Genomic DNA, 22714 nt, shown 5'->3' with positions numbered 1-22714 from the left:
GAGTCTATACAAAAAAGGCATTGCACCCTAGCCACGCGCTGGTTGGCGTGGAAGCACTCGACGGTCTGGGCCGTGAGCCGTACTTCAAGCTGGAGCTTCACGAACTGGTACCGCACCGAGTAAAAGTGGCCAACGACCACAACTGAGGGCTTTTCGCATCGCAGCCTCCAAGCGTCTGTGACGCCTTGTTGGGCTTGGACCAGCTCGTTTTGCAGATGCTTGCCAGCAGCGCTGCCCAAATGGCGCTGAATAGTCGCTTGTGCCCGGATTGAATCGGCGGATGGTTGTTGGGAGGCTGTTCTTCAAGGCGCCACTGGTCCAAGAGGATGACTCGAGTGCCAGAAGGTGCGGACACTTGATGTACTTGGTTTGTAATGACCCAAGTCTCAGCGTGGGACGCGGTGGACGAGAACAGTAGCAGTGAAAACAGCCAGCGTCGCATTTCGCTTTGAGATCTAAAAGATCTGGAGCATGGCACCTTACCTGATATGGGGTCAGGTACAGGAGACCGGATTGTCTTGACCGTCAGAGCAACACACCTTCCTGATGCCATTGCTTTTTGTCAGATCACTGTTTCATGGCAAAAAAAGCGACGATCCGGTTAAGTTGAGCGACAAGCTGGCCCGGAGTTTCGCAACTATGATCATACCGGCCAGCAGCCTGAGTTGTACGCGGCAGCACTCTTTTCGTATATAACCTAGGGCTTGGGGCGTTGGAGGTGCTGATGGGATTACACGTAGGCAAGGAGGGCATCCATGCAGAGGTATAGAGTCAAAATAACATTCCCTTTTTGCAAAGGAACGGATCCGATTTACCAAATTCATGATGCCCAAGGGCCGATCCCTCAGTTGCGCTGGGACTACGAACCCCTCGCTAAGGTCATATGTGATGATCTGAATGACGGTCTTGATCTATTGGCAGAGATCCATTACAAACTGAATGGTCAGCAACAGACGCTAGTCATTGCGTGTCAATTTGCCGCTGCTGAAGATATCATCTACGTTCTTGAAAGCCAAAAGCTCTGCAAGTACCGCCGGACGCCTTTAACAACTGCGGAGAAACGCCTGATTTTACTGAAGGAGGGGTACTCGGAAATCTCCATCAGTTGGCGGTCTCTACCGCTTTTTGAGTAGAAACCTCTACACGATGATTAGAAGATTCAAGATAGCAGTGCACGAAGCTTGAAATCATTCCGTACCGTTCGTCGCTTCGAGTAATTTAAAGACCACTCCGAACGTCATATGTCTATGTGAGGCAACATCTGGAGAGGCCAATGAGCGGCAACCATTTCGTTACTGAATTAAGTCAGATCAACAATTACCTCTTGCTTGCAGAGATTATTTCAAACATAAAAGAGTCTGCGCGGGTCCATGATCCTTTTTTTGTGAGGGATCTCGAAGAGCTCAGCAAGGCGATGTTCGAACATTGCGAGCAAATTCGCTCATTGAGTAACATGGCCAGCAAGGTTCTCCCGCGCACCAACAGCCCTGCTCTTCTTTTGATTAAAAAATAATACGTTATAAACATTGATTCATCGGTGATGACGTCACTGACGCAGTTAAGCCAATGCCTGCATGCATAGATAGGCTGTTTGTGCTCTTTATGGAATCATCGGTCAAATGGAAAAATGCTTTTTTGGCGATTAAAACATGAGTAAGTGATTGATATCATTGATGACTGAAGCGGCCTTGGCCATTACTCACAAATAGGCGATTTTACTCAATGCAGATACATCCCTCCTAGAATTGAGCGCCCCCCTCCTCCCCCGGCTCTTAGCGCCGGCTACAGCTATTCAAAGCCCATCAATTATAGTGGAAATGTATGTCCTGAGGAACTGACTATTCAAGCCAAGGAGTTTCGATCCAGTTACCAAATGACTCGGTCGCTAACGACCTTCTCACTTAAACCAATCATTTCTGTTTCGCCTGAAAGCATTAGCAATGACTGCGAGGCATAAACGTGATACGAGGTAAATAACGTGAAGAGCAAAGCGCTCAAAATTGCTGTCTTAGGACGTGGCCTGATTGGGTCGGCAGCAGCCCGCCATTTAAGCAAGATGGGCCACAAAGTTCTTCTTATCGGACCGCCTGAACCTACCACCAGCTATGCGGCTCACGGAGGGGTTTTTGGTAGTCATTATGACGAGGGCCGCATCACGCGAAGATTGGAACTGCACCCATATTGGATGCAAATGAATCAGGCGTCGATATCACGTTACGGCGAAATAGCTGCTGAGAGCGGCATCGACTTCTACCGAGAAGTTGGTGTTCTTCACATCGGAGCCCTCGATAGCCCCGATGTAGCGCTCATCGAAGGGATCGCTAACGCTAACGGCGTGCCTTACGAATCACTTGAAGATAAGGCGCTGGCTGGGCGATTTCCTTTCTTGAGAACAGTCAAGCATATGCGCGGTGTCTTTGAATCATCAGATGCTGGCTACATCAGTCCGCGACGCCTCGTTCAGGCACAGACAGTAGCTGCTCGGCGCGCTGGTGCATGCTTCGTCAACGAGCCAGCATTGGGTATTTCGGAATGTAGTTCTGGAGTGACGATCAAAACAAAGTCAGGAAGCGTCACGGTCGAGCGTGTTCTCGTGACGGCGGGTGGTCATACGCCTTCTCTGCTTGGTAAGACGTTCGGATTCAAGGTCCTTGCACGTACAGCAGCGATGTTTCGCTTGGGGGAGTCGGAGGCTCGACGTCTGGCTGACATGCCATCGATGCGTTATTTCGGGCCCAGTGGAATATCTCAATATATCCTACCGCCGATTGCCTATCCCGATGGTCACGTGTGGCTGAAGCTCGGAGGCGATCCGGTTGATGTTGAACTTGAAGACGAGGCCAGCATCAAGGAATGGTTTCGGTCTGGCGGCTCATACAGCGTGGCCGATTATTTGCAGGCACAAATCCTTGACCGTATTCGTGACCTGCGGTTCGAGGCAAGACGCGTCGTGCCCTGCATGACCACCTTCAGCGATTCGGGCTTGCCGCAGATAGGTCTAATTTCAAATCATGTCGCGGTGGCTTTTGGTTGTCAGGGTAAGAGCGCCAAATGTTCAGATGAGATGGGGCGCCTAGGCGGGATGGCGGTACTGGGCAAGACGAGACTTTAGCTGAATTGGTCTAATGCCTTAGGAAATTGCAATTGGCCGTGAAGGTGGCGCCATCTTTATTTTATGGCGTTCGAGCCACCCCATACATGGCGACTTCGGGTTAAAGATGGTCATCGGGTCACAAGCGTTATCAGACTGGTCTGAGGCCATGATTGGCGGCCCGCTGCATCACGTTACGAATATCTTGTTCTGGCGCAGTTGGCTACCATGCATGGAACAGCAAGCTAGCTTCTTCGAAACACACCGGGCCGATCATCTTTGCCAGGCCAAAAGGCTTCGCTGCTACCAGCTCCTTATCGGACTGCAATAAATCTATGAGAATACGCTTCATGGCACAGCTGAAATATCGCATTGGCCATGCATCGATGAAGGAGCCGTGATGTCAAAGGCCGAAAATGCTCGGGATGCTCTTGGCGAAGTTTCCATTATAAACCCAGATGAGGCTTGGCCTGCTCAGTTCGAGGCTGAGCGTCGACGCTCGCTTCCCATACTGGGGGGGCGACAGGTCAAAGCCTTCCGCACTTCGATAGTACTGCAGCCCCGAATTTGAAGGAGAATCCCATCATTGACACGATGGCGACGATTGCCTCGCCTCCAATCGCCTATGAGCTCTCCAGCCGATTTGCGGAGTTCGGCCCTATTGTTGTTGATACCGAATTCATCAAGCGTGCTTTATTTCGCCATCCAGACACAGGTGGCGATCCTGCTTTTCACCTCCATCTACGCGCCGCGGTCCATAACGAGAGCGTAAGAGTCGGCTCACCATCTTCAATAAACTGGGATGAGTAGGAAAGTCAAATGAGCTACGATCTAAATTTTTGGAAGTACAAAGACGAATCACATAATTTTTATCATCAAGATATATATCATCGACTTTCGAACGGGGAGTATATCTGCGACTTAGAGCCTATTCCAATTGAAAGCATAAAGGATAGGATTAGAGATGTATTTCTGGCTCTAAGCTGGGTGTCAACGAGCGAGTCGAGCTGGCAAAAAGGGCAACAGGCATTTGAGATATTTGCGACCTCTCAGTTTTTTCGAGCAGATTGTTACGGTATGACGGGAGACAATATGAACCTGATTATTGATATTTGCTTAGAGTTTGGGTTGCCCCTGTACGATCCTCAGACCCGTACTCGATATGATAATTAAAGTCGACACTGATCGATGCTGAAGAGCAGTCCGGCTGGACGTTAATGCTTTGACTGGTCTTGGCCGAGCTATTTCATGATTGGGGTCTGATCACTTATTAGGACCCTCAGAGGTCTTTCATAAGCCTCTTCCGCTTCAGGGCCCCGGAACGGGGATGGAACTTTTTGGTCAAGCATATGCTGGGCTATTTTTTCAAAGCGTCGTTATTGAGTCCAGGCGACGCCTTAAGAGCAGCACCAATAACGCCCAATGCGTTGATTACGCCCACATCAAAAGCAGACATTTCCACTTGAACATCTTCACTCATTTCTAACTCCAGGTCATAAACGCGCTGATCTTGACGCTATGCCAGTCATTGGGCTTGGATACGTAGGAACGGGAAATCCTTTAATCTTTCGTTTGCGTTTGTACGATCAAGCGCCACTCAACTTTATTTCCGAATAGTCCAAGGTGCTGATGTTCATTCTAGGGTGGGAATGGTTCCCCTTTTTTAGAGGTGATTTCATCACCGCAGCCCTCGCAGCGATAGACTCCTGAAACGAGCACTTTCTCTCCAGGCTCAAACGATGAATTCCAATGCACTCCGCCAAGTAATGTTTGGGTGGCTTTTTCAAGGTATTGCAATGATTCTTCGGTAAAGAGCGCCATTGTGATTCCTTTCTTTGGGCGACAAGGGAGGCACAACGCTACTACGCTAACCTTCAACTCGGTTACTGGCATTTCATCCATGCTGGATGCTTGGACAGCCTGGATCCTCCCACGAAACCGAAGTACCACGGTCATGCGGGGCTTTGGCGCTTCCTGAGGAAATGGTAGATTCCCCTTATCTAAAGAGAGATTGATATGTCACAGCTGATCGTATTTGGCTTGATTATTGTTGCCGGCCTTACATTCTTGGCGGCAAATGCACAGGATAGATCTGCTTTTGAAGGCTTTTTGGTCTGGTTTTTCTTTCCTGTTCTCAGCCTAGTCATTCACCTAATAATCAAGCCAGCCCCAGAAAAACCTTCGTTTATCAAGAAGGGGCTTCTCGTTAGCTCTAGCGGGGAGAGGACCTGCCCTAGCTGCTCAGGGTTCGTAAAAATGCAGGCGTCCAAGTGCAAGCACTGCGGCAGCGATTTGAAGCAGGTTTCCTAGTCTCCGCCGAAACAAACACACAAAACAAACCGCCTACAGTCGGTTTTTATTGCCCCAAGAAACGTATCGGATGTAACTGTCCGGGCAATACACCGTAACTGGAATATTATCGAAGCGACTATTTTCCAAGCGTCTAATTTTTAGGAGAGAACCATAAAGGCTTTATGAGTTGTACGGCCCACTGGCGGCCGAATCGCTTGGTGAGAAAATCCTCGAAGTCCTTCGTTGGCATCCAGACTTAGATCCTTCCGAGGATCTCCTGATTGTGGAAAGCGAGCGATTTCTCCATAACGATGGGGACGATAGCGGCATTGCCGTCGCAATTATGCGCGTAAAAGCCATGCGTCCCTTCATCTTCGGCGACGTGCATGCGGCATGTGCAACCTATTTTCAAGATGGCTGGCTCGCATGGGAGTTGAGTGACGTAAGGCCAGTCACGCACCTTGTCACCATCCACTTATGTAAAGAGGTAATCAGCCATGGAAATCAAACTGTTGGTATCGACCTGGTCAAAAACGTGGTCCAGATCCATGGCATGAACGAGCGAGGCAAACACCTATTGCGTAAGCAACTGAAGCGCGATCAGATGGCATTATTTTTTGCCAACTTAACGCCCTGCCTGACGGCATAGAAGCGTTTAGCGGCCCGCAAGCTTGAATCACAGGGCCATACCGTTCGGCTGAGGCTGTGCGACTGATCTACCTTGGCTACGCCGGCTCTTCGCAGCTGACCTGCCTGCGGCTGATGGCAAAGAAGATCAATGGTCTCGCAGTCCACCTCAGGCGACGTGCCAGAATCGCGGCTTGATGTCCTGAATCAAGACGGTGATTCTGTCGATGTCGCATAGGACCGGCAGCTTATCGCCGTGCGTTACGTTTCACTTACGGCCCTTCGGGACCGTTTTTTGAACCGCTCCCAGCAAATCGGACGCAGCGTGATGTGCATTGTTACTCCTGTACACGTCCTTAGGGAGCAGGTGCAGCGAGACCAACGGCGGCCCCCCCCCCCAACACGCCGCTTATCGCCCAAGGTACCGCCGAGCACCGCCAAGGTTTGCCTGACCACGGAACAGATCAACGATCGCACAAGCATCTTCAGCAACGCATCGCCGATGCAGAAGAACTGCGTCTACGACACCTTCACCATGAACGACGGAAAGATCGACGACAAGATGCATTGCACAATGGACGAGATCAACGCAGGCGACACCAAGGCGCCGGCGCGGGCTGAGCGCGATCATCCTGATCGGTATGGTAAGGTCGGCACCCAGCGCCGAATCGAGCTCCCCTTCTCTGCCGCGCCGCGACAGTCAATTGTCGAGGCGCCTTTTTTGGTTCATTCGCTGCCCGCCATGCGTTTGCGAAGCCTTGATTATATGGAGTCATCGTCGTCACGCGGTGCGTTCCTTCAGGTTCACCCGTGGGGTGCGTTAACACCTGCGATTTCGCAAGTCCACCACCACGCTTATGCGAACGATGGTCATGCCCACCGACCCGACTGCCAGCGTCCTGCAGCGACATAGACCTGGCATTGACTTCCCCTAAGTGCGCTGCGTAGCGGCCGTCGAAGGTCGCAGCATGCGTCGACGCCACAACGCGCCTCCGGCCGGTCTAGGCTAAAAGATGGCTCAAAGCGCTCGGCTACTTCAACGCGCGCCAAGTGCGGCCTGCCTGGAAGTTGCGCTCCAGCGTCGCGGCGAGCAGGCAGATCTTCAGCGTCTGCGGGAGGATGCCGTCGCCGGGGTCGCTCGGTGTGCCCAGGATGATGGATATCTGATCGGCTATCGCCTGCCATTCCACTTGCGGATGCGGCCCGATCAGGCGGGTGATGCCCATCCAGGCCCATGCCGTGGCCCAATCCAACCCACGATAGAGCACGATCAGCGCGACCAGCGTTCCCAGGCCAGTCGCACCGGCTAGGTGAACACTGTTCGCCACCGCGCGATAGCGCGAAACCGTACCCGCCCAGAAATGCCCAATGAAGTCGCGAAACCATCCGGGCAGCTTTCCCCACAGGCCGATCGTGCCATCGACCTTACCCGCCCATGCGCCCGGCACTTTCAGTTCGGAACGATGCACATCGTAGCGGTAGATCAGTGCGGCCAAGGCCAGCCAGACCATCGGCAACAAGGCAGAAAAGAAGATCCCGACCAAGATGTCAGCGACCCCGGCCGACGTCTGCTCCACCGGTCCCGGAATCGCCGCCTGCGCCATCCTGATCGGATGGCTGATGCCCTGCCACAATTCCTTGGCGATATCGGCGATGCGCAGGCTGGCGAGCCAGCGGAACACGCCGCCCCGCCATTCGGTGATCACGTACAGGCCGACGAATGTCCAGCCAGCCTCGCACAGCACGATGAGCACGCTCCATGCCGGATGCGCGCTGCGCGCCTTCTGACGCTTCGCGCCGCGCCGGATAAGCCAGAGCAAGGCGACCGATGCGACCAGCCACCAGCCACCTGACACGTCGAACAACAAGCCGCCATACACCGGGTCGGAGGGATCGTACTGCCACAGTCCCTCACGCGCATAGGCGCGGATCGTGTCTCCGAGAAATCCCCAGGCGGCGTAGTAGGCGAAGAACGGTACCAGCGCCTGGGATACGATCACCGGAAGCTGTCGCCAGCCCGACGTGCCCAGGTCGTGCTCCTGCTCATGCGGTTCTGGCGTTGCCGCCTGCGACACGCCGACGATCGCGGGCAATGCCGGGCGCAGCGTCTCGAACATCACCACGATGATGACCAGCTTGACGAGCACGACCAAGGTCAACGACAGCAGTCCGGCAAGCCTGTTGTGATAGCCGAGCCACACCGCGACCTGAACCAGCACTTCTTCGAGAAACGCTCCGGCCAGCGACAGCGCAAGCAACTGCGGCAGATAGCGGAACCAGAGGCGGAATGTGTCGCGAATTAGAGTAAGCGCTCCGATGCGCATGCGCATCTCCTTCATCGCTCTCCCCCTTGCGCAAAGCGCAGATAGGCCGGACGCCCTTCGCGGGTGCTCAACGTCACCCGCAGGTCCGGCGGCAGCGGACGCGGCACCAGATAATACGCGTCGATCACGACCTCGCGTCCCGGTTTGACATCGGACACGGCCAAGCTGCCGCAACGGGTACCCTTCGGCTCCCCCGGCTTGGCCGTCATGCGTTGCAACAGGTCCGGCACCGTGTCGATTGCCGCCCAGGAGTGGCCTGCGGCGTCGACGACTTCCAGCCTGCAGTCCAGCCATCGGCGCCCAAGATACGGATCGCGCAATTCGACAAGCAGCCGCGTTCTGATAAACGTTCGGTCGGTCGGGAGCCCAGCATTGAATGGAAGGACGTCGAGGCCCACAAGCCACACCCTGGCCTCGGCGTAGTCCGCACCTTGCGCTGGCGCGACATCGACCGGATGCAATTGGCGTACGTGGAGAATTTCCCTCAGGTCGCGCCAACCGGTCGCGACAACTGTGCAAGGTACCAGTACCACCAACGCGGCCATCGCGAGCCAGCGCATGCGCCGCTCGTGGATGCGCTGGTTGACGTCGGATTCAGAGATTGGCATGCAGCGCATCCAGGTCGAGCAGGTCCGTCACTGAACCGACCGCCATGGCCGGATAGCGGATCTGCGCTTCGGCCGTCAGGCGCGGGTCGCTTTGTTCCGACAGCAGCAGCGTGCCGCCACCCGCCGCAAGCTCGATCGGTAGTTCGAACACCACCAGATCCTTGCGTTCCAGGCCAGGCTGCAGTGTTTTGGCCAAAGACAGCACCGCAGATCCATTTTCCGCGCGGCCACTTGCACGATAGCGTCGACCGTCGGAGGTCATCCAGATTCGGCCGAACAGATGCGCAGTCGCGCGCTCCACCCGTGATCGCACCGGGATCACCAGCCACAGGCCGCCACTGGTTCGCAATTGCGTCTTCCCCATCGCTTTGAAGCGGATCGCCCGGGCAAGACGAGCAGGTCCGGCCGTGACGACGAGATTATCGGCATTCACCCATTCGCCGGGCTTCCCGGAAAAAGCGATCGGGCCAGTGATGCGGTCGTAACGCGGAATGGTCCAGCGCATTTCCGCGAGGGCGACAAAGCCGATCAGAAGAATGGCAGCTCCCGCAAGGCGTTTCACAAATCACCTGCGGACACGTCGGGCCGCGAAGCAGCCAGGGGCAGCTCGACCACTCCGACGGGATGCGGAGCGGTCCAGATCGGCTGCGCGTAGAGATTGTCGAATGGCTTGAAGTTCTTGGCCGCGACATCGAAACGCACGCCTGCAGTTGCGTGTTCTGCGGCGGGATACGTCCAGACCAAGGCGATCTGTTCCGGCAACCCTGGCTGCAATTCGGTGGTCGTTGCGCGATCGCGCAACAGATAGGCTGTCGGCCATGCATCGACGCCGCTGACCGGCGTCGCCAGTTTGATCGACTGCAGAAACGAACTGCTGGTGCGAGCGGTCCGATTGGTTGCCTGCAACTCCAGCACGATCGCCTTGCGACCGAGCTGAATGACATCCCCATTAGGAAGGTGGTCGCTCAGGCTTGCGCGGTCGAAGCGCAAGCACCACTCGCCCGCAGCAACAGACTGGCCTACAGGCAGGTTAGGAGGAAGCGGCTTTTCCTTGACCTCGAACAGCCCGATTCCCCAGCTCGCCATTATCGCGGCGATCCCACCAACGCCGGCCATCGCACGTGTCCGCCACTGTTCGAATAAACTTCTGCTGACCAAACCAAGCGCCCACTTTTGGAAACTTAGCGTGACATTATCACTTGATTGCGCGCTGCTGCAACTCAATCACCAAGCCTACCAGGAAGTCTCGACGAACTAATATACACCCTTTGCTTACAGGCTCCTGGATGCTACATAGGGGCAAACGAGAAAAAAGGCTTAATTACTCACTCACTTGTTGACGCAAAATTCTGGATGTCCGTGCCCAGATAGGAGATGAACGCTTCAGCACTCATCGCTTTGGCGAACAACCAACCTTGGGCATAGCGGACGTTATGGTCACGTAAGTAAGCCAATTGATCTACTGTCTCAACTCCCTCAGCTACAACAGCCATGCCCAACGAGTCCGCCATTTCGAGCATATGGTCGATCAGCATCAATGCCGCCTTCGGTTGAGAAATACCATCAACAAAACACTTATCGATTTTCAGGATGTCTAGCGGCAGCTGTTGGAGATTTTGCAAGCTGGAATATCCCGTTCCGAAATCATCCAGTGCAGTTACATAACCCAACGCACGAGCTTTGCTCATCGTTTCTTTTGCCGGTTTCAAATCCATGAACCCAGTCTCAGTTGCTTCTAGCCAAATTTGGGAAGGGAGGACACCGGTTTGCTCCCTTTTCTTCTCTAGAACGTTTATGAATCGTCCGCTGGAAACGTCGGATGCTGCCAAGTTGATAGCGACATGCGTTGAACGATGCGTCACAAGCGAATCCCCCACATCGCGCATTACTTGATTTATTACCTGATCGGTAATGGACAGAATCAATCCGCTCTCTTCTGCCAGAGGGATAAATAAATCAGGGGGCACCACCCCGTGACCGGGCTTGATCCACCGCACCAGAGCCTCTGCCCCTACACATCGCCCGTACTCAAGTTCAATGATTGGCTGGTAATGCACGACGAATTCACGATTCTTAATCGCGCGCTCAAGTGCAGCGACCGGTGATAGGCGTCGCTTCGATATTCGAACGATACCGAATATTGATGCTCCAGCGATTAATACACCGAGCGGGAGCAGGCATAGCGAATGACGGAGAAGAATACTTAACAGTTCGGCGCGGGGTATCGCTGCGACCGCTATCCAGGAACCTTGGCGGATTGACGTGTAGAGGTAACCATCCCTTAGCCCTGTGGTCGGCCCTAAGTGCGCCAATATCACGATACTTCCACTGCTCTCGCTGCTGGCACGAATGAGATCGCTGTTAGTCGTAGCTATCGCAAGCCTGATACGATGATCGAACAGCACATCCAGCATCTGTTCAGAATCGATAAGAACGTTAAAAGCGGCATATTCAATAGCCATAAGTGGCTTGGCTGACTCAAGAAAAGGCGATAAAGCAATTGAGATTTTTACACTATCGTCAGTTGTAAAGTATGCCGGCAACGCGTCGACCTTTTTCCCGATCATCCCCCAAGAGCTGCAGAGAAATATTTCCTCTTGGATGTAGCCTACTGATTTTACTGATAGTGTGTGGACTGCAATCAGATGCATCTGGTCGATACTTTCCGGGCTACAAGGAAGTAGATCGCCGGACGCAACTGATTTCAGAGTACCGGGAGCCTCAAGAAGTGTTGACTGGGCGCGCAGGGACAGTAAATCTGCAATTCCTTGAAGCTGGAGCTCGGCGCTGCCAAGCGTCATCAGCCATCCGACACTTCCCATCAAACCAAACGCCAAACAAGTGACGAGAGCACTCGCAATTACGCCCTGCCAGATCACAGTTGACCGCATTGAGCCCTCCTTAGCTATCGAGAAAATGACTTATTGATCAAACTTCAGGGCCACATTTTAACGCGACTAAATTGGGTTGGCTTGCTCTGCCTCGCCAGTACATCCTTGCTTGGGGGTGTATGAGCACTCAGATTTCATATGAAAGTATTCATAGCTCATTCAAAAATCAACTCCCCAGATAGATCACTTAATGCTGAGACTGATGGTGTGTGGCACGTACTTCACCACGCCTAGCTGAGGCGCGCATCTGAAAAACCTGTACCGTAAACTTGCCCCGAGCCGTCAGCACTCCAGTCTAGTCTGAGCCAACGCCGCCAATCCCCAACCGACTGGACGTTCAAGTTCGTTGCTACTACCGGTGATCTGCACAGTCATACGTTGGCCAGACTTTGCCGTAAATGTGTCTGGACAGCGTCACAGCCTCAGAGTGTGCCGTTAAGAACGGTTCTTGCTGTGGCAGAACGTCTATCTTCCTCAGCCATGCAAGGTGACTTTGGCAGAGGCTTACGAATCAGCGGAACAAACTTCATCAATGCTGGCTTCGCGCGAACGCGTAAATCGTGTATGGACTGAAAACTTTCAGGCAAAGCTTGTGGCAAATACAATCATAGACACGGCAATTATTAATTCCAGGCTAAAGCGTGGTCCGATCACTTGTGAGCCCAAGTGCGCTCAAGGAGGTGCCATCCGTGGCCGAGGCGATCTCGCGCGTCTGCGATTAAACCTCATTTTCCTGGGGGTCATTAGGGTTAACGAGATAGAGGCCACAAAATTTAAAAAAAGTAACGAAAATGTCGCGACGAAAAGGCGTGTACCATCACTCTCATACAAAGGGTCGAGGCGCTCGTGTCACAGCAGCACATCGTTGAAATTGCGAATCAGATCCACGGCCAGATCGGTGATGTACTTGCTCATAGTCACTCCAGAAAGTTGACCAGTAGATCAGCTAAACATATATCAACGAGAAATCACATGAATCTAGAATTGACTGAAGAAGAGATGCGCTGAGCTCTCTTCGGCAGCCCCGAGCCAGCAGAGCATAAATTCGCGCTGAGTAGCGTCCAAGCTCGATTTGGGACCGACTCAGCCGGTGAACCTACACAAAAAAGTAAGGTTGCTAAGGCGCTTACGCCAAGATTGAAGGTAACACTGCGTATTAGCAATGAGTTCGAAGGCAAAACATTCGAATTGATTTACGAATCGAATACATTGAGCTCCCTGCTTGCAGGGCAAGAAGCGATAAAAGTAGCCAAAAAGAACTATCGATATATAGAAGTTGTATCGGTGAAATCAATGTAAAAGGGCCTTCCGGATTATTCCCACTGGGGTGACAGGTTCGCTTCGGGAGATCCTATGTCAATTAGAATCGTATTCGCTGCTGTGATAAAGCCATGTACGCATGCCAAAGCCTTCCCAGTGGGTTAACGCCGGTTTGATTTTACCCCACCTCAGTTATTGAATAGTGGATAACGGTAGTGGGACTTGGTAGACGCGAAAGCTGTCGGGCACGTCAGCTTCGTGCCCGGGGAGTAATCGATGGCGAATACGGGACTCTGTGACAAACGCACACCCTAGCTGAGTGATATCCAAATTGACCGGTGAATCCATGTTTTCGCGAATGACTTCGATGCCGTGCATACCTGCTGCGCCAGGTCTGAGAATGCGCAGGATTCTGCCTTGTCCACTTCTGATTCCGTTTTCGAGTACGATCAACGCACCGTCCGGAGCCAACCCCATCCCATCAGGGTTTTCAATAGTTCGCGGTAACATGATTTCAGAAAGCTGGCCTGGCTGGGTTTCCCCATAGGTCAGGGTGTAGAGCTTTCCAGTTCCGAAATTGGCGATCGCCATGGTTTTGTCATTCAGCAGAACAATACCCGAGGCGCCAATGCCATAGGGGCCGACCAAGCGTATATCATGGAAGATTGTCTCGAAACTGTTGCCGCCTGGCGGCAGTTTCATGATTCTGCCCGTTTTGGTTTCCGTCAGAAAGACCGTGCCGTCTTTTGCGAGGACGATGTCATTGCCCATGCTGCCATCCGGCAGTGCCAGGCTCATTTTGATCGTAGCATCGGCTAAGTTCAGGGCGAAGATACGATGAGGACGTATGTTGCCCGCAGGCAGGAAGTCCGGCGAGTTTCCCCACAACAGCCCATGCCGCTCATCCAGCCTTAGGGTTGTTGAGGCAAACACAGTATCGGCGCCAGCAAAGAACTGTTCCCAATTCTCGTTTGGGCGTTTGCGTAAAATGCGACCACTGGTGATCAGGCCGATATACAACGTTCCATCAGATGCTCGGGCGATGCCATTTGGATAACGCGCCTCTGGTGGCAATTCCATGCTGGTTGAGGAGCAAGCAGTTTCGGCGGCAGTTGCGGAGGCGGCCGCAGTTGATATTGTCATCACCAGAGCCAGTAGCGCAGACCGTGCCGAAGAATTTTTTGTCCAATATGACATTTAGCACCTCCTTTGATTGGGCGACGTCAAGTAATGCTGGAGTCCTGGGGTGGCTCCCCGGCGACTAGAAGCTACCAGCGACGAATGGGAAGATGTTGTTGCATCGGTGCTGCGAGCGTCGTCATCTCTCCGTCTGACAGCTTCAGGGAAAGAGCTTCGACGGCATCCTGCAGGTGATGTGGCTTGGACATGCCAACCAGCGGCGACACCACGCCGGGCCGGGCCAACAACCACGCCAGCGCTATTTGTGCGGGTGCTACTCCACGAGTGGCAGATAGCGTCTCGACAACTGCAACTGATTGTTTCACTTCAGCCCGCCCTCCATACCACTGAGGAGCCTGCTCGTCAGTTTGCGCGCGCGGCGTATCGAGTTTATTCGCGCCCGCCAGTAGGCCGCGCGCCAATGGCGACCAGGGTGTGAGGCCAATGCCTTCTTCTAAGCACAGGGGTATCAAATCCTCTTCATCTTCGCGAGTTATAAGGTTGTATTGGCTTTGCATAGAAATGAATGAAGCGAGCCCGTTATGGCGCTGAAACGCCAGCATTTTCATAAAGCGCCAGGCATGCATCGAAGAAGCACCGAGGTAGCGGATCTTACCCGCTCGCACCAGAGCATCGAGCGTCACGGCTGTTTCTTCAATCGGTGTTTCTGTATCAAAACGGTGCAGGACGAACAGGTCAATATAATCCGTCCCAAGTCTCTGCAGCGAAGCTTCTACGCTATGAATGATATGTTTGCGCGATAGGCCTCGGTTATTGGGTTGGTCGTCCATCGGAAAAAATGCTTTGGTAGCGATGACCATATCATCGCGGCGAGCGAAGTCGCGCAACGCGCGGCCGAGAATGAGCTCGCTTTCACCTCTGGAGTAGATATTGGCGGTATCGAAAAAGTTAATGCCAGCCTCTAGAGCTTTCTGAATAAAAGGGCGGGCCTCATCCTCTTTAAGTACCCAAGGGCGCCAGGCAGAATCTCCATAAGTCATGCAGCCCAAACAAAGCTGGGAAACTTTCAGTCCGCTCCGACCCAGACGAATATAGTTCATTGAATTATCCCCTCAACGTAAGCCAGCGATGGTGTAGCCACCATCCACAAGGATGCTTTGGCCGGTGATAAAGCGGGCGTCATCGCTGGCAAGCCATACCGCCACATCGCCGATATCTTTTGGTTCACCTAAACGTTTGACTGGGGTGTGAGCGATAAAGGGCATAAAGGCAGATGCATCTGGCAGGCTACTGTGCGCCATAGGCGTGTCGATGATGCCTGGATTGATGTTGTTGATGCGGATGCCCTGATCGCCATATTCGAGCGCTACCGCGCGGATCAGCGCGTCGAGTGCTCCCTTGCTAGCGGAGTAACTCGAGGAGCCGACAGATGCGCCTTTGGCGAGCCATGAAGAAGTGTTGATGATGGCGCCACCGGTGCGTTGAACCAGAAAAGCCTCCACCTGATATTTGACAGAAAGCCATACGCCCCTGAGATTGATAGCGATTACCTCATCGAAATCCGCGCTTGTCTGCTGCGTGATGGGGGCAAAATTTCCGAGAATACCAGCGTTATTGAATGCCACATCCAGCCTGCCGTAGTGATCGTTGACCCTAGCGATCAGGCGTCGGATATCTTCCTCCCGCGAAACGTCGGCAGTTATGGCCAACGCTTCTCCTCCCATCAGCGCGACCTCATGAGCGGTCGCATCTATTTCTGCAGAACGACGGCCCGCCAGCGCCACTTTTGCCCCTTCGCGGGCATAGGCCAACACGGCAGCGCGCCCGATACCGGTCCCCCCGCCGGTCACCAGTACTACTTTGCCTTCAAGTTTGCCTTCAAGATGTTTACGCCCGGCAGTGCGAGCAGAATCTACGTGCTTAGTCATGGCATTGAACCCGTGAAATTAAACGAGTTACCATCCTAGGACTTTATGGATTATGTGACTAACCATTGGAAATTTACTTCACTATTAGATTATTTATATCAATCAAATGAAGAAAACCGAATTGCCTGGGCTGGTAGCCTTCGTCACCATCGCCAAAGAGCACAGTTTTAGACGAGCTGCCGCCAAGCTTGGCGTTACACCGCCAACCCTTAGTCACGCGATGCGTGAGCTTGAGGCGCAGTTGGGCATTCGCCTCTTGAGCCGGACCACGCGCAACGTGTCACCGACTGAAGCAGGCACGTATTTGTTAGGGAAACTAGCCCCGGCGTTTACCGATATCGAAACCGCATTAGAGGGGCTCAACGCGTTTCGCGACCAGCCGCATGGCTTGGTTCGCATCAGTGCGCCGCGAACGGCCATAGAATTGGTCATAGTCCCGCAGATGCGCCGACTGGCCAGCGACTATCCCGGCATCTCGCTGGAAATTGTGGCGCAAGAGCAGTTCACGAATATCGTCGAGCAGGGGTTTGACGCCGGCATCCGGCTTGGCAAGGACCTGCAAAATGATATGAGGGCCGTGCGCGTCACGTCGGACCAACGATTCGCCATAGTTGCAACTCCTGAATATTTTCGACGCTATGGAAAACCGCAACATCCTGAGGATCTGCTCAACCATCGTTGCATCGGGTGGCGCAAGAGTTTTTCTGGGGAGCTTTACAAGTGGGAATTTCAAAAAAAAGACCAGATATTCTCTGTAGCGGTGAACAGCCCGCTGATACTCGATGATGCAAGAGTGATGGTACAAGCGGCGTTGGCGCATGTTGGCATAGCATTTGCCCTTGAACAGGAAGTTGCTGGGCATATTGCCGCCGGGTATCTGGAACGAGTCATCGCTGACTGGTGCCCAGCATTCCCAGGGTTCTATCTTTATTATCCCAATCGCAGAAACCATCCGGTCGCCTTAACCACCGTAATAGACATGCTGCGTTTTCTCGACTGAAAAATGACTAAATGCCTCCGCGCATTTATTAGGCATTGTTCTTTATTGATCCCAGAGCGCTATTCAAGATCATGTCAGAACTGATACCGCCTCTTAGTTCAAGCTCTTTCAGAAGTTGAAATACAACATGCTCCAGCGCAATGATTTTAGCTTTTTGAGACATCTGCCCTCTCCTTGATCCGGCTGCATGCCGGTCAACCGTAATACCCCATATCAACGAATCACGCCAGCCGGCGAGGCAGGCGCACGCCTGGAGATACCCATGAGCACCTTTGCAGTGTTTGGAATGATCCTCGATGTCGCTAAGACCGAGGCTCGCGAGAAAACGGCCGGCACCCGGAAGAACCCGAAAGCGCCGGCGGCGTCGAGCCGATCCCTGAGGCCGAATGGCTGGAGTTGGTCGCCAAGCGCACCGAGAAGATCATGGGGGACGATCCGCCAGCTCTCGCCGCTGTTCGACGCGCCGCAGTATGCCGAGCAGTTCATTGAGCTGGCCCGCAAAACCCTGAGGTGCCGCGACATGCGGATCAGGGCCAAGGCCGTGCTGGTGGGTGCCAAGGGTAAGCCGATCATCAACCCGAAGACGAAAGCACCAACAGTCGGATTTACGGAGTGGCCGCCGAAGCTTGACAGCCAGGCGGCCTGACCCTAACGATCTTCACCGAAGAGGCACCTCTAGCCAGAATTCTACTTCTTTGGAAGAAGCTGAATTCCCGCTGACGACATTGTTCTGAACTCATGTACAACGGGGTCCAGAGATGAGGACAGCCCCCTGTCGATAAATGCCACCTCGACTCGCCAACCTTTTTCATTTGCCCTTATCAAAGGCGGCACATAGTCCGCATCACCAGCAACCAAAACAATCGTCGAGGGACCATCTTGTTCGTATAGAGAAGATGTGATTTCTGTGATCAGGAAGGCATCATCCTGCTTTGAACGCTGCTGCCCAGGACTGCCACTCAGGTAACCGCGCCTTATAACGAAGCCCTGCTTTTCCACCACCGTCCAGAATGAATCCTCATCTGGGATTACCCCGGCTATGTACGCGCTTTTCACAAATCTTGCCTTACCGGAACTATCTTTCGCAGCAGCAAGCAACAGACGCCCAAAATCAATTCTGTAAGCACGACTTTGCCCGCCATTTAGCAGCCCCCAGAACAGATTTTGGTCATCCACAAAAACATGAACGCCATTATTTACTAACTCCGCATGTGGCCGTGCACTGCCTTCCCTAACCGAAGGGACAGGTGCAGATGCTTTCTTCTTCTTTGCCATTTCCTAACTCCATGGATGACGCTTGGTCGAGCGCTGATCATAGCAATATGCTCTCCTTTCGCCACCCCCCCTCGCTTCTAGCTACCCGGGCATGGCCCGGCAAGGACTCCCTATGCTCACAGTAATTGATTTGTTTTCTGGTTTTGGCGGATGGGCACGTGGCGGAAAAGACGCCGGCCTCAACGTCCTTTTGGCCGCTAGCCATTGGCCTGCCGCCGTCGAGTGGCAAACCAAGAACAACCCAGAGACCCAGCATGTCTGCCAGGACCTGCATCAGGCTGACTGGTCGCAATTACCAAAGCATGACGTGATGCTGGCCTCTCCATGCTGGTAGTGCCACACCAAGGCGCGCGGCCAGGCATCAGGCAACCCACAGCACGACAACTCGCGCTCGACAGCCCGGGCGCCGGTGGCAAACGCTGATGAACCGGCCCGGCTTTGCCATCATCGAGAACGTGCCGGAGTTCATGGACTGGATTTTGTACCCGGACTGGGCCGATGCGATGCAGCGCCTGGGCTATTCGCTTGCCCCGCATCTCGTGTACTGCGCCGACCTCGGTGTGCCTCAACATCGGGTGCGCCTTTTCATGGTCTGCTCTCGCAGCAAGGCTCCGCTCCACTTGCAGCTCCAGCATGTGCCGGCCAGCGAGATTATCGACTTCAACGCCGGCAAGTCGTCGCCAATTATCAAGCTAGGTCGCACCGAATCGACGCTGACCCGCGTAAAGAATAGCCGGGAACGGTTTTCGGTGACAGGTTCGTGATGCCCTATACGGTTCCGAGTCAGGCCTCACCGGCCGCAGCTTGGCCCCCCCCGATCGGCACTATCACGACCCTGGGCCATGGGCCATGGGCCGTGGTCGACGGAGACCGGATGCGTATGATCACCGCCAACGAGGCCATGGCCGCGCAGTCGTTCCCGAGGGACAAACTGCGACCGGGCAACCACCGGCTGACAATGCACATGACCGGCAACGCGGTCCCCCCCCTTGCTGGCCAGCGTATCATCGAGATCATGTAAAGAGCGGCTTGAGTTACCTCATTTTTTCATCAAGTTTGTTATCTACAGGGGAAAATAGACTATCGACATACGACTCTGCATCATCACGATTGTTGATGTTTTTTTCGGATAATCCTTCTCTGAATTTTATGAGTGAATACCGCGCAACAATGGAATTTACTGGATTGTCCGGCCTAATCATTACAAGATAGGTTTTTGTGCAGTTAGAACACAACTGTTCAAAAGCAAAAGCTCTGGCTAGATTTTTATCGATCCCATTTCGCCATATTGCACGACATTCAACTACTAGCTCCTGTATCTCGGAACGACGTTGCTGATCCAGCTCAAGTTGGGAGTTATAAATAGCTGTTAATATCTCTCTCGTTCTAGAGTCGATAGTTTTCCCGCTTTTTTCTTGCACTAGGCAATCGCTGGCAGCTTCCCAAGCTCCGATAACGCTTTCTTTATATCTCACGATGGATACTGCTGTTTTTCGAGCAAGCTCATAATCTCTAGTTGAGACTAACTGCTTCTTCCAAGTGGCGGCGATATAAACTGCAGCGACTGTTGCAATCGCGCCAAATATCTCGAACAAGTCGTGCAAGCTTTCAACTTTAAGAAATTTGATATTAACTGTAAGGCCGCCCCAAACAATACCTGAACAAAACAGCATCACGCAGCCAATTAATACGATGCGATCCCTATGCATGCTAATCCCGCCTTTAATTTTGTAGCAATCTATAGTCTCGAGGTGTTCCCATGCCTACTGAAAACATACCTATACCGTTTCACCGCGAAAACCGATACATCGTCATCAAGCGCAGTGATCGAAAAAAGTGCCCGTTTAGGTATCGCAGCGCTATGTTTGATCCGATTGCCGGAAAGCCGCTGCCAGACTTCAACCTTAACGCCGTGCAGACGCCCTGCAAGCCCTGCTGACCGCAGCGGATGAGCGGGCAGATGATCTCTCCAGCGCAGCAACCAAAGCGCTCAACGTGTTGAGGTCGCTTTTAAGTATACGCGTGCGATGTGCACTACGCCGCAGCACAGACGGCGTGTCACCAGCTCAGTACCGCACTCAAGTCTGGCAATTTCCGAAAGGAGTACATCCGTACTCCTCCCACAAAACCTTTAACCCCTCCCCCTTCAAAGTCAGCCGCTATAACGACAGGACGAGCTCTACTCAGGGGCATCCTCCGTATCAGGTAGATTTACCGCGTTGACCATTCGAGTGATGACGATAGACAACCAGGTTTGATGGGCGACAAGAAGTAACTCCAGCCAGCGGCGTATTCAGCTAGTCTTCCCACACCGGTTACTCAAGGATGCCCCTCATGCCAGATAACTCTGAAGCCAACATAGCCACAGCAGACACTCTCACATTGCTCCTGCACAACCAGCACGCCCTAGCAGCGGCCCTTGAAGAAGTGACTAAATGGATCTCAGAGAATGGAGTGGAAAGTGTCGCCGCTAACGCAATGGGTGCCATGGAAACGCTGGACAACAATGCACGAGCCATCACCGATGCGATTATGCGCCTACGCCAGCTATAGCCTCATCTACCGCCCGCTGCCCCTTGCAGGTACCGAAATGATACTGCTGAATCAACCTGTGATCTATCACCCTTTTGGTGATCACGTTCGACGTTCCTTGGCAGAGGTTCCGCTAGATGGCGCTTTGGTAGCCGGTTTGCTTGATGCTATAAGCCAACTGGTTCGTTGTCGACTCAGCCTTATTTTGGTGCGCCCTCCTGCTTCTACTTGATTAACGGGCAGTCGAGAACGCCCGATAATGCGCTACGCGAACAAATCAGCCACTGTTCCCTTCCGAGAGTAACAATGTGGCGCCCGCTTTAAAGCACCGTCCATTCGCCTACGACTGACGTTCAGACCCCGCAACCAGGAGCCCGCCCCACGTATGGAAATTGAAGCGCTTAGTACCTATGCCAAGGGCGACCGTTTCGAGGAGCTGGTCTTTGAATTTCTGTCTCGTGAGATCAATGAAGGTCGCTTCTATTTCTTCCGACCTGAGTGCTGCAATATTTTTAGGAAGAAGGGTTACTACTCGCGCGACCGGGAGGATTTCATCGTTTTTGACATTTCTGTCGAAGTGTTTCTGCCTGGCTTCGAGATCCCATCATTGCTTGTGCTCATCGAATGCAAGAATTACAGCGGAAAAGTACCTGTGGGGGACATCGAAGAGTTCGGATCAAAGATCAACCAAGTGGCCGGCTTCAACGCTAAGGGTATTTTTGCTTCCGCGAGTGCTTTTCAGTCCGGCACGTTCAACATTGCTCGAAATCGAGGCTTTGGTGTCTTGCGTTACTTCGATCAATCTGAGTTTCGATGGGAGCTTCCTCGCGCGCTGCTAGCCGGGGCGCGTAGCGCTAGAGCCCGGAAGCGCGCAGAGATCGAATATGCCCTAACCCAGACGGATTTTCGACCTACCGTTTATAGCGCCTATGCTGTAACTCCTGCTGGCTTTACGGATGGTTGGGAAGGCATCTGGAAAGGCCTCGACCTTGAGAACGCTTTTGAAGAAAGCGATCTGAGTCTGATTCGTCAGCCCATGATTATCGCAACACCCAGGGTCGCATTCATTTCACGGAACAGAATAGATAGCTTGGCGCAGCAGGCTTTGAAATCCATTTTATACATCCGGGGAGAGGTCGATCTTACTAAGCTAGTGTCCAGGGAAGCTGATGTCAGTGGACTTTCTGTGAGCTTCATTGAGGACTCGGGCACAGCCCTCGGTAGTATCACGTTCAACCCGCTTGAGATCAAAATCTTCGGGGCAGATAGCCAATCCCACTTGGCCCGGTTCACACTCGCCCATGAGTTGGGGCATCACTTTTTGGGCCATAAGCGCTACATGACACGAGAAGCCATCCGAGCCCAGGACATCGACCAGAGCCAGCTTATCGCCATCCCTAGAGGGGAAGTTGAGCGGTTGGAGTGGCAAGCAAATACGTTCGCGTCATGTCTCTTGATGCCTAAAGAGGATTTTCAGGCTGCGTTTGGGTTGTTACTACAGCATCTTGGCATCCGAAACCGTGGTCACGGCCATCTTTATCTGGATAGTCAGAGGGACAACGTCATCCAGTTTCATGCTGTATGCAATTCCCTGAGCGATTATTTTAACGTTTCGAAGACCGCGATCCGTTTGCGCATGAAGGCGTTGGAGCTGCTGGTCGAGGTTGGTTGGCAAGATTGATTGATCTACATCTGACGGGAAGTTTATATCGCATGGTCGGGGGTGCTTGAGCTTACGGTTCCGGC

At 53.2% G+C, this 22714-nt stretch carries 28 protein-coding genes and 2 pseudogenes; 16 read left to right on the top strand and 14 right to left on the bottom strand.

Annotation, left to right across the window (positions count from 1 at the left end):
- Positions 1 to 20: 20 nt before the first annotated feature.
- On the top strand, positions 21 to 146 hold the full coding sequence (locus tag J1G33_RS27955) for a hypothetical protein (RefSeq protein WP_262416894.1): 126 nt from the start codon (positions 21 to 23) through the stop codon (positions 144 to 146).
- A gap of 42 nt (positions 147 to 188) precedes the next feature.
- Here the strand turns inward: J1G33_RS27955 and J1G33_RS27950 are convergent.
- Positions 189 to 239 (bottom strand): annotated as a pseudogene (locus J1G33_RS27950) (hypothetical protein); the annotation flags it as partial.
- Positions 240 to 755: 516 nt separating this feature from the next.
- On the opposite strand from J1G33_RS27950, the gene J1G33_RS20405 reads away from it, so the two are divergent.
- The 4 genes from J1G33_RS20405 to J1G33_RS20390 all read left to right on the top strand — a co-directional run bounded on the left by J1G33_RS20405 (position 756) and on the right by J1G33_RS20390 (position 4264).
- Positions 756 to 1133: a hypothetical protein gene (locus J1G33_RS20405; RefSeq protein WP_223018631.1), complete on the top strand. Its 378-nt coding sequence runs from the start codon at positions 756 to 758 to the stop codon at positions 1131 to 1133.
- A 140-nt stretch (positions 1134 to 1273) separates the two neighbouring features.
- The gene (locus J1G33_RS20400) at positions 1274 to 1513 is read left to right on the top strand and encodes a hypothetical protein (RefSeq protein ID WP_223018630.1); all 240 of its coding nucleotides are present in this window, start codon (positions 1274 to 1276) and stop codon (positions 1511 to 1513) included.
- A gap of 465 nt (positions 1514 to 1978) precedes the next feature.
- Entirely contained in the window at positions 1979 to 3112 is a 1134-nt protein-coding gene (locus tag J1G33_RS20395) for an FAD-dependent oxidoreductase (protein WP_223018629.1), read from the top strand.
- Between the two features lie 798 nt (positions 3113 to 3910).
- Positions 3911 to 4264 carry a hypothetical protein gene (locus J1G33_RS20390; protein ID WP_223018628.1) on the top strand — a complete coding sequence of 118 codons (354 nt, stop codon included), beginning with the start codon at positions 3911 to 3913 and terminating at the stop codon, positions 4262 to 4264.
- Positions 4265 to 4448: 184 nt separating this feature from the next.
- Here J1G33_RS20390 and J1G33_RS27945 read toward each other — a convergent pair whose 3' ends face one another.
- Positions 4449 to 4571, bottom strand: coding sequence for a hypothetical protein (locus tag J1G33_RS27945; protein WP_262416889.1), 123 nt, complete (start codon positions 4569 to 4571; stop codon positions 4449 to 4451).
- Positions 4572 to 4729: 158 nt separating this feature from the next.
- Complete coding sequence (locus J1G33_RS20385; RefSeq protein WP_262416888.1) at positions 4730 to 4912, bottom strand: protein L; 183 nt, start codon at positions 4910 to 4912, stop codon at positions 4730 to 4732.
- Between the two features lie 195 nt (positions 4913 to 5107).
- On the opposite strand from J1G33_RS20385, the gene J1G33_RS20380 reads away from it, so the two are divergent.
- The 4 genes and pseudogenes from J1G33_RS20380 to J1G33_RS20365 all read left to right on the top strand — a co-directional run bounded on the left by J1G33_RS20380 (position 5108) and on the right by J1G33_RS20365 (position 6923).
- Positions 5108 to 5401, top strand: a complete 294-nt coding sequence (locus tag J1G33_RS20380; protein ID WP_223018627.1) for a zinc ribbon domain-containing protein — start codon at positions 5108 to 5110, stop codon at positions 5399 to 5401.
- Positions 5402 to 5570: 169 nt separating this feature from the next.
- Positions 5571 to 6032: a hypothetical protein gene (locus tag J1G33_RS28100; protein WP_223018645.1), complete on the top strand. Its 462-nt coding sequence runs from the start codon at positions 5571 to 5573 to the stop codon at positions 6030 to 6032.
- A gap of 56 nt (positions 6033 to 6088) precedes the next feature.
- A pseudogene (locus tag J1G33_RS20370) lies at positions 6089 to 6248 on the top strand (DEAD/DEAH box helicase); the annotation flags it as partial.
- A gap of 57 nt (positions 6249 to 6305) precedes the next feature.
- Positions 6306 to 6923, top strand: a complete 618-nt coding sequence (locus J1G33_RS20365; RefSeq protein WP_223018626.1) for a DUF3617 family protein — start codon at positions 6306 to 6308, stop codon at positions 6921 to 6923.
- A 118-nt stretch (positions 6924 to 7041) separates the two neighbouring features.
- On the opposite strand, the gene J1G33_RS20360 is transcribed toward J1G33_RS20365, so the two are convergent.
- The 8 genes from J1G33_RS20360 to J1G33_RS20325 form a co-directional block, all read right to left on the bottom strand.
- Entirely contained in the window at positions 7042 to 8334 is a 1293-nt protein-coding gene (locus J1G33_RS20360; RefSeq protein WP_223018625.1) for a hypothetical protein, read from the bottom strand.
- 11 nt (positions 8335 to 8345) lie between these two features.
- Positions 8346 to 8942 carry a hypothetical protein gene (locus J1G33_RS20355; protein ID WP_223018624.1) on the bottom strand — a complete coding sequence of 199 codons (597 nt, stop codon included), beginning with the start codon at positions 8940 to 8942 and terminating at the stop codon, positions 8346 to 8348.
- Positions 8929 to 9504: a hypothetical protein gene (locus J1G33_RS20350; RefSeq protein WP_223018623.1), complete on the bottom strand. Its 576-nt coding sequence runs from the start codon at positions 9502 to 9504 to the stop codon at positions 8929 to 8931. Before J1G33_RS20350 ends, J1G33_RS20355 begins: the two co-directional genes overlap by 14 nt.
- Complete coding sequence (locus J1G33_RS20345; RefSeq protein WP_223018622.1) at positions 9501 to 10058, bottom strand: hypothetical protein; 558 nt, start codon at positions 10056 to 10058, stop codon at positions 9501 to 9503. The genes J1G33_RS20350 and J1G33_RS20345 overlap by 4 nt, the downstream gene beginning before the upstream one ends.
- A gap of 209 nt (positions 10059 to 10267) precedes the next feature.
- Positions 10268 to 11833 (bottom strand): EAL domain-containing protein, encoded by a 1566-nt coding sequence (locus tag J1G33_RS20340; RefSeq protein WP_223018621.1) that lies wholly within the window; start codon positions 11831 to 11833, stop codon positions 10268 to 10270.
- A gap of 1452 nt (positions 11834 to 13285) precedes the next feature.
- Positions 13286 to 14290, bottom strand: a complete 1005-nt coding sequence (locus tag J1G33_RS20335) for a hypothetical protein (RefSeq protein ID WP_223018620.1) — start codon at positions 14288 to 14290, stop codon at positions 13286 to 13288.
- 71 nt (positions 14291 to 14361) lie between these two features.
- Positions 14362 to 15333 (bottom strand): aldo/keto reductase, encoded by a 972-nt coding sequence (locus J1G33_RS20330; protein WP_223018619.1) that lies wholly within the window; start codon positions 15331 to 15333, stop codon positions 14362 to 14364.
- 12 nt (positions 15334 to 15345) lie between these two features.
- Positions 15346 to 16161: a glucose 1-dehydrogenase gene (locus tag J1G33_RS20325; protein ID WP_223018618.1), complete on the bottom strand. Its 816-nt coding sequence runs from the start codon at positions 16159 to 16161 to the stop codon at positions 15346 to 15348.
- 106 nt (positions 16162 to 16267) lie between these two features.
- On the opposite strand from J1G33_RS20325, the gene J1G33_RS20320 reads away from it, so the two are divergent.
- Entirely contained in the window at positions 16268 to 17161 is an 894-nt protein-coding gene (locus tag J1G33_RS20320) for a LysR family transcriptional regulator (protein WP_223018617.1), read from the top strand.
- Positions 17162 to 17189: 28 nt separating this feature from the next.
- Here the strand turns inward: J1G33_RS20320 and J1G33_RS27930 are convergent, their stop codons facing one another.
- The gene (locus J1G33_RS27930) at positions 17190 to 17324 is read right to left on the bottom strand and encodes a hypothetical protein (RefSeq protein ID WP_262416887.1); all 135 of its coding nucleotides are present in this window, start codon (positions 17322 to 17324) and stop codon (positions 17190 to 17192) included.
- A 99-nt stretch (positions 17325 to 17423) separates the two neighbouring features.
- Here J1G33_RS27930 and J1G33_RS27925 point away from each other — a divergent pair, with 99 nt between their 5' ends.
- A complete protein-coding gene (locus J1G33_RS27925) occupies positions 17424 to 17807 on the top strand; it encodes a hypothetical protein (RefSeq protein WP_262416886.1) in 384 nt (127 codons plus the stop codon).
- 41 nt (positions 17808 to 17848) lie between these two features.
- Here J1G33_RS27925 and J1G33_RS20310 read toward each other — a convergent pair whose 3' ends face one another.
- Positions 17849 to 18436, bottom strand: a complete 588-nt coding sequence (locus tag J1G33_RS20310; protein ID WP_223018616.1) for an NYN domain-containing protein — start codon at positions 18434 to 18436, stop codon at positions 17849 to 17851.
- Positions 18437 to 18548: 112 nt separating this feature from the next.
- Between J1G33_RS20310 and J1G33_RS28095 the strand changes: the two genes are divergently transcribed.
- The 3 genes from J1G33_RS28095 to J1G33_RS28085 all read left to right on the top strand — a co-directional run bounded on the left by J1G33_RS28095 (position 18549) and on the right by J1G33_RS28085 (position 19457).
- Positions 18549 to 18770, top strand: coding sequence for a DNA cytosine methyltransferase (locus J1G33_RS28095; RefSeq protein WP_347709541.1), 222 nt, complete (start codon positions 18549 to 18551; stop codon positions 18768 to 18770).
- A gap of 88 nt (positions 18771 to 18858) precedes the next feature.
- On the top strand, positions 18859 to 19200 hold the full coding sequence (locus tag J1G33_RS28090) for a DNA cytosine methyltransferase (RefSeq protein WP_347709540.1): 342 nt from the start codon (positions 18859 to 18861) through the stop codon (positions 19198 to 19200).
- A gap of 110 nt (positions 19201 to 19310) precedes the next feature.
- Complete coding sequence (locus J1G33_RS28085; RefSeq protein WP_347709539.1) at positions 19311 to 19457, top strand: hypothetical protein; 147 nt, start codon at positions 19311 to 19313, stop codon at positions 19455 to 19457.
- A 13-nt stretch (positions 19458 to 19470) separates the two neighbouring features.
- Here J1G33_RS28085 and J1G33_RS20300 read toward each other — a convergent pair whose 3' ends face one another.
- Entirely contained in the window at positions 19471 to 20145 is a 675-nt protein-coding gene (locus J1G33_RS20300; RefSeq protein WP_223018615.1) for a hypothetical protein, read from the bottom strand.
- 625 nt (positions 20146 to 20770) lie between these two features.
- Here J1G33_RS20300 and J1G33_RS20295 point away from each other — a divergent pair.
- Both J1G33_RS20295 and J1G33_RS20290 read left to right on the top strand, forming a co-directional pair.
- Complete coding sequence (locus J1G33_RS20295; RefSeq protein ID WP_223018614.1) at positions 20771 to 20989, top strand: hypothetical protein; 219 nt, start codon at positions 20771 to 20773, stop codon at positions 20987 to 20989.
- Positions 20990 to 21353: 364 nt separating this feature from the next.
- Entirely contained in the window at positions 21354 to 22649 is a 1296-nt protein-coding gene (locus tag J1G33_RS20290; RefSeq protein ID WP_223018613.1) for an ImmA/IrrE family metallo-endopeptidase, read from the top strand.
- Positions 22650 to 22714: the final 65 nt, after the last annotated feature.

The sequence above is a fragment of the Pseudomonas sp. P867 genome (assembly GCF_019891455.1).
In the GTDB taxonomy this organism is placed as follows: Bacteria; Pseudomonadota; Gammaproteobacteria; order Pseudomonadales; family Pseudomonadaceae; genus Aquipseudomonas; species Aquipseudomonas synxantha_A.
Note: the sequence above shows the minus strand (reverse complement) of the source record. Positions and strands in the feature narration are given on the sequence as shown.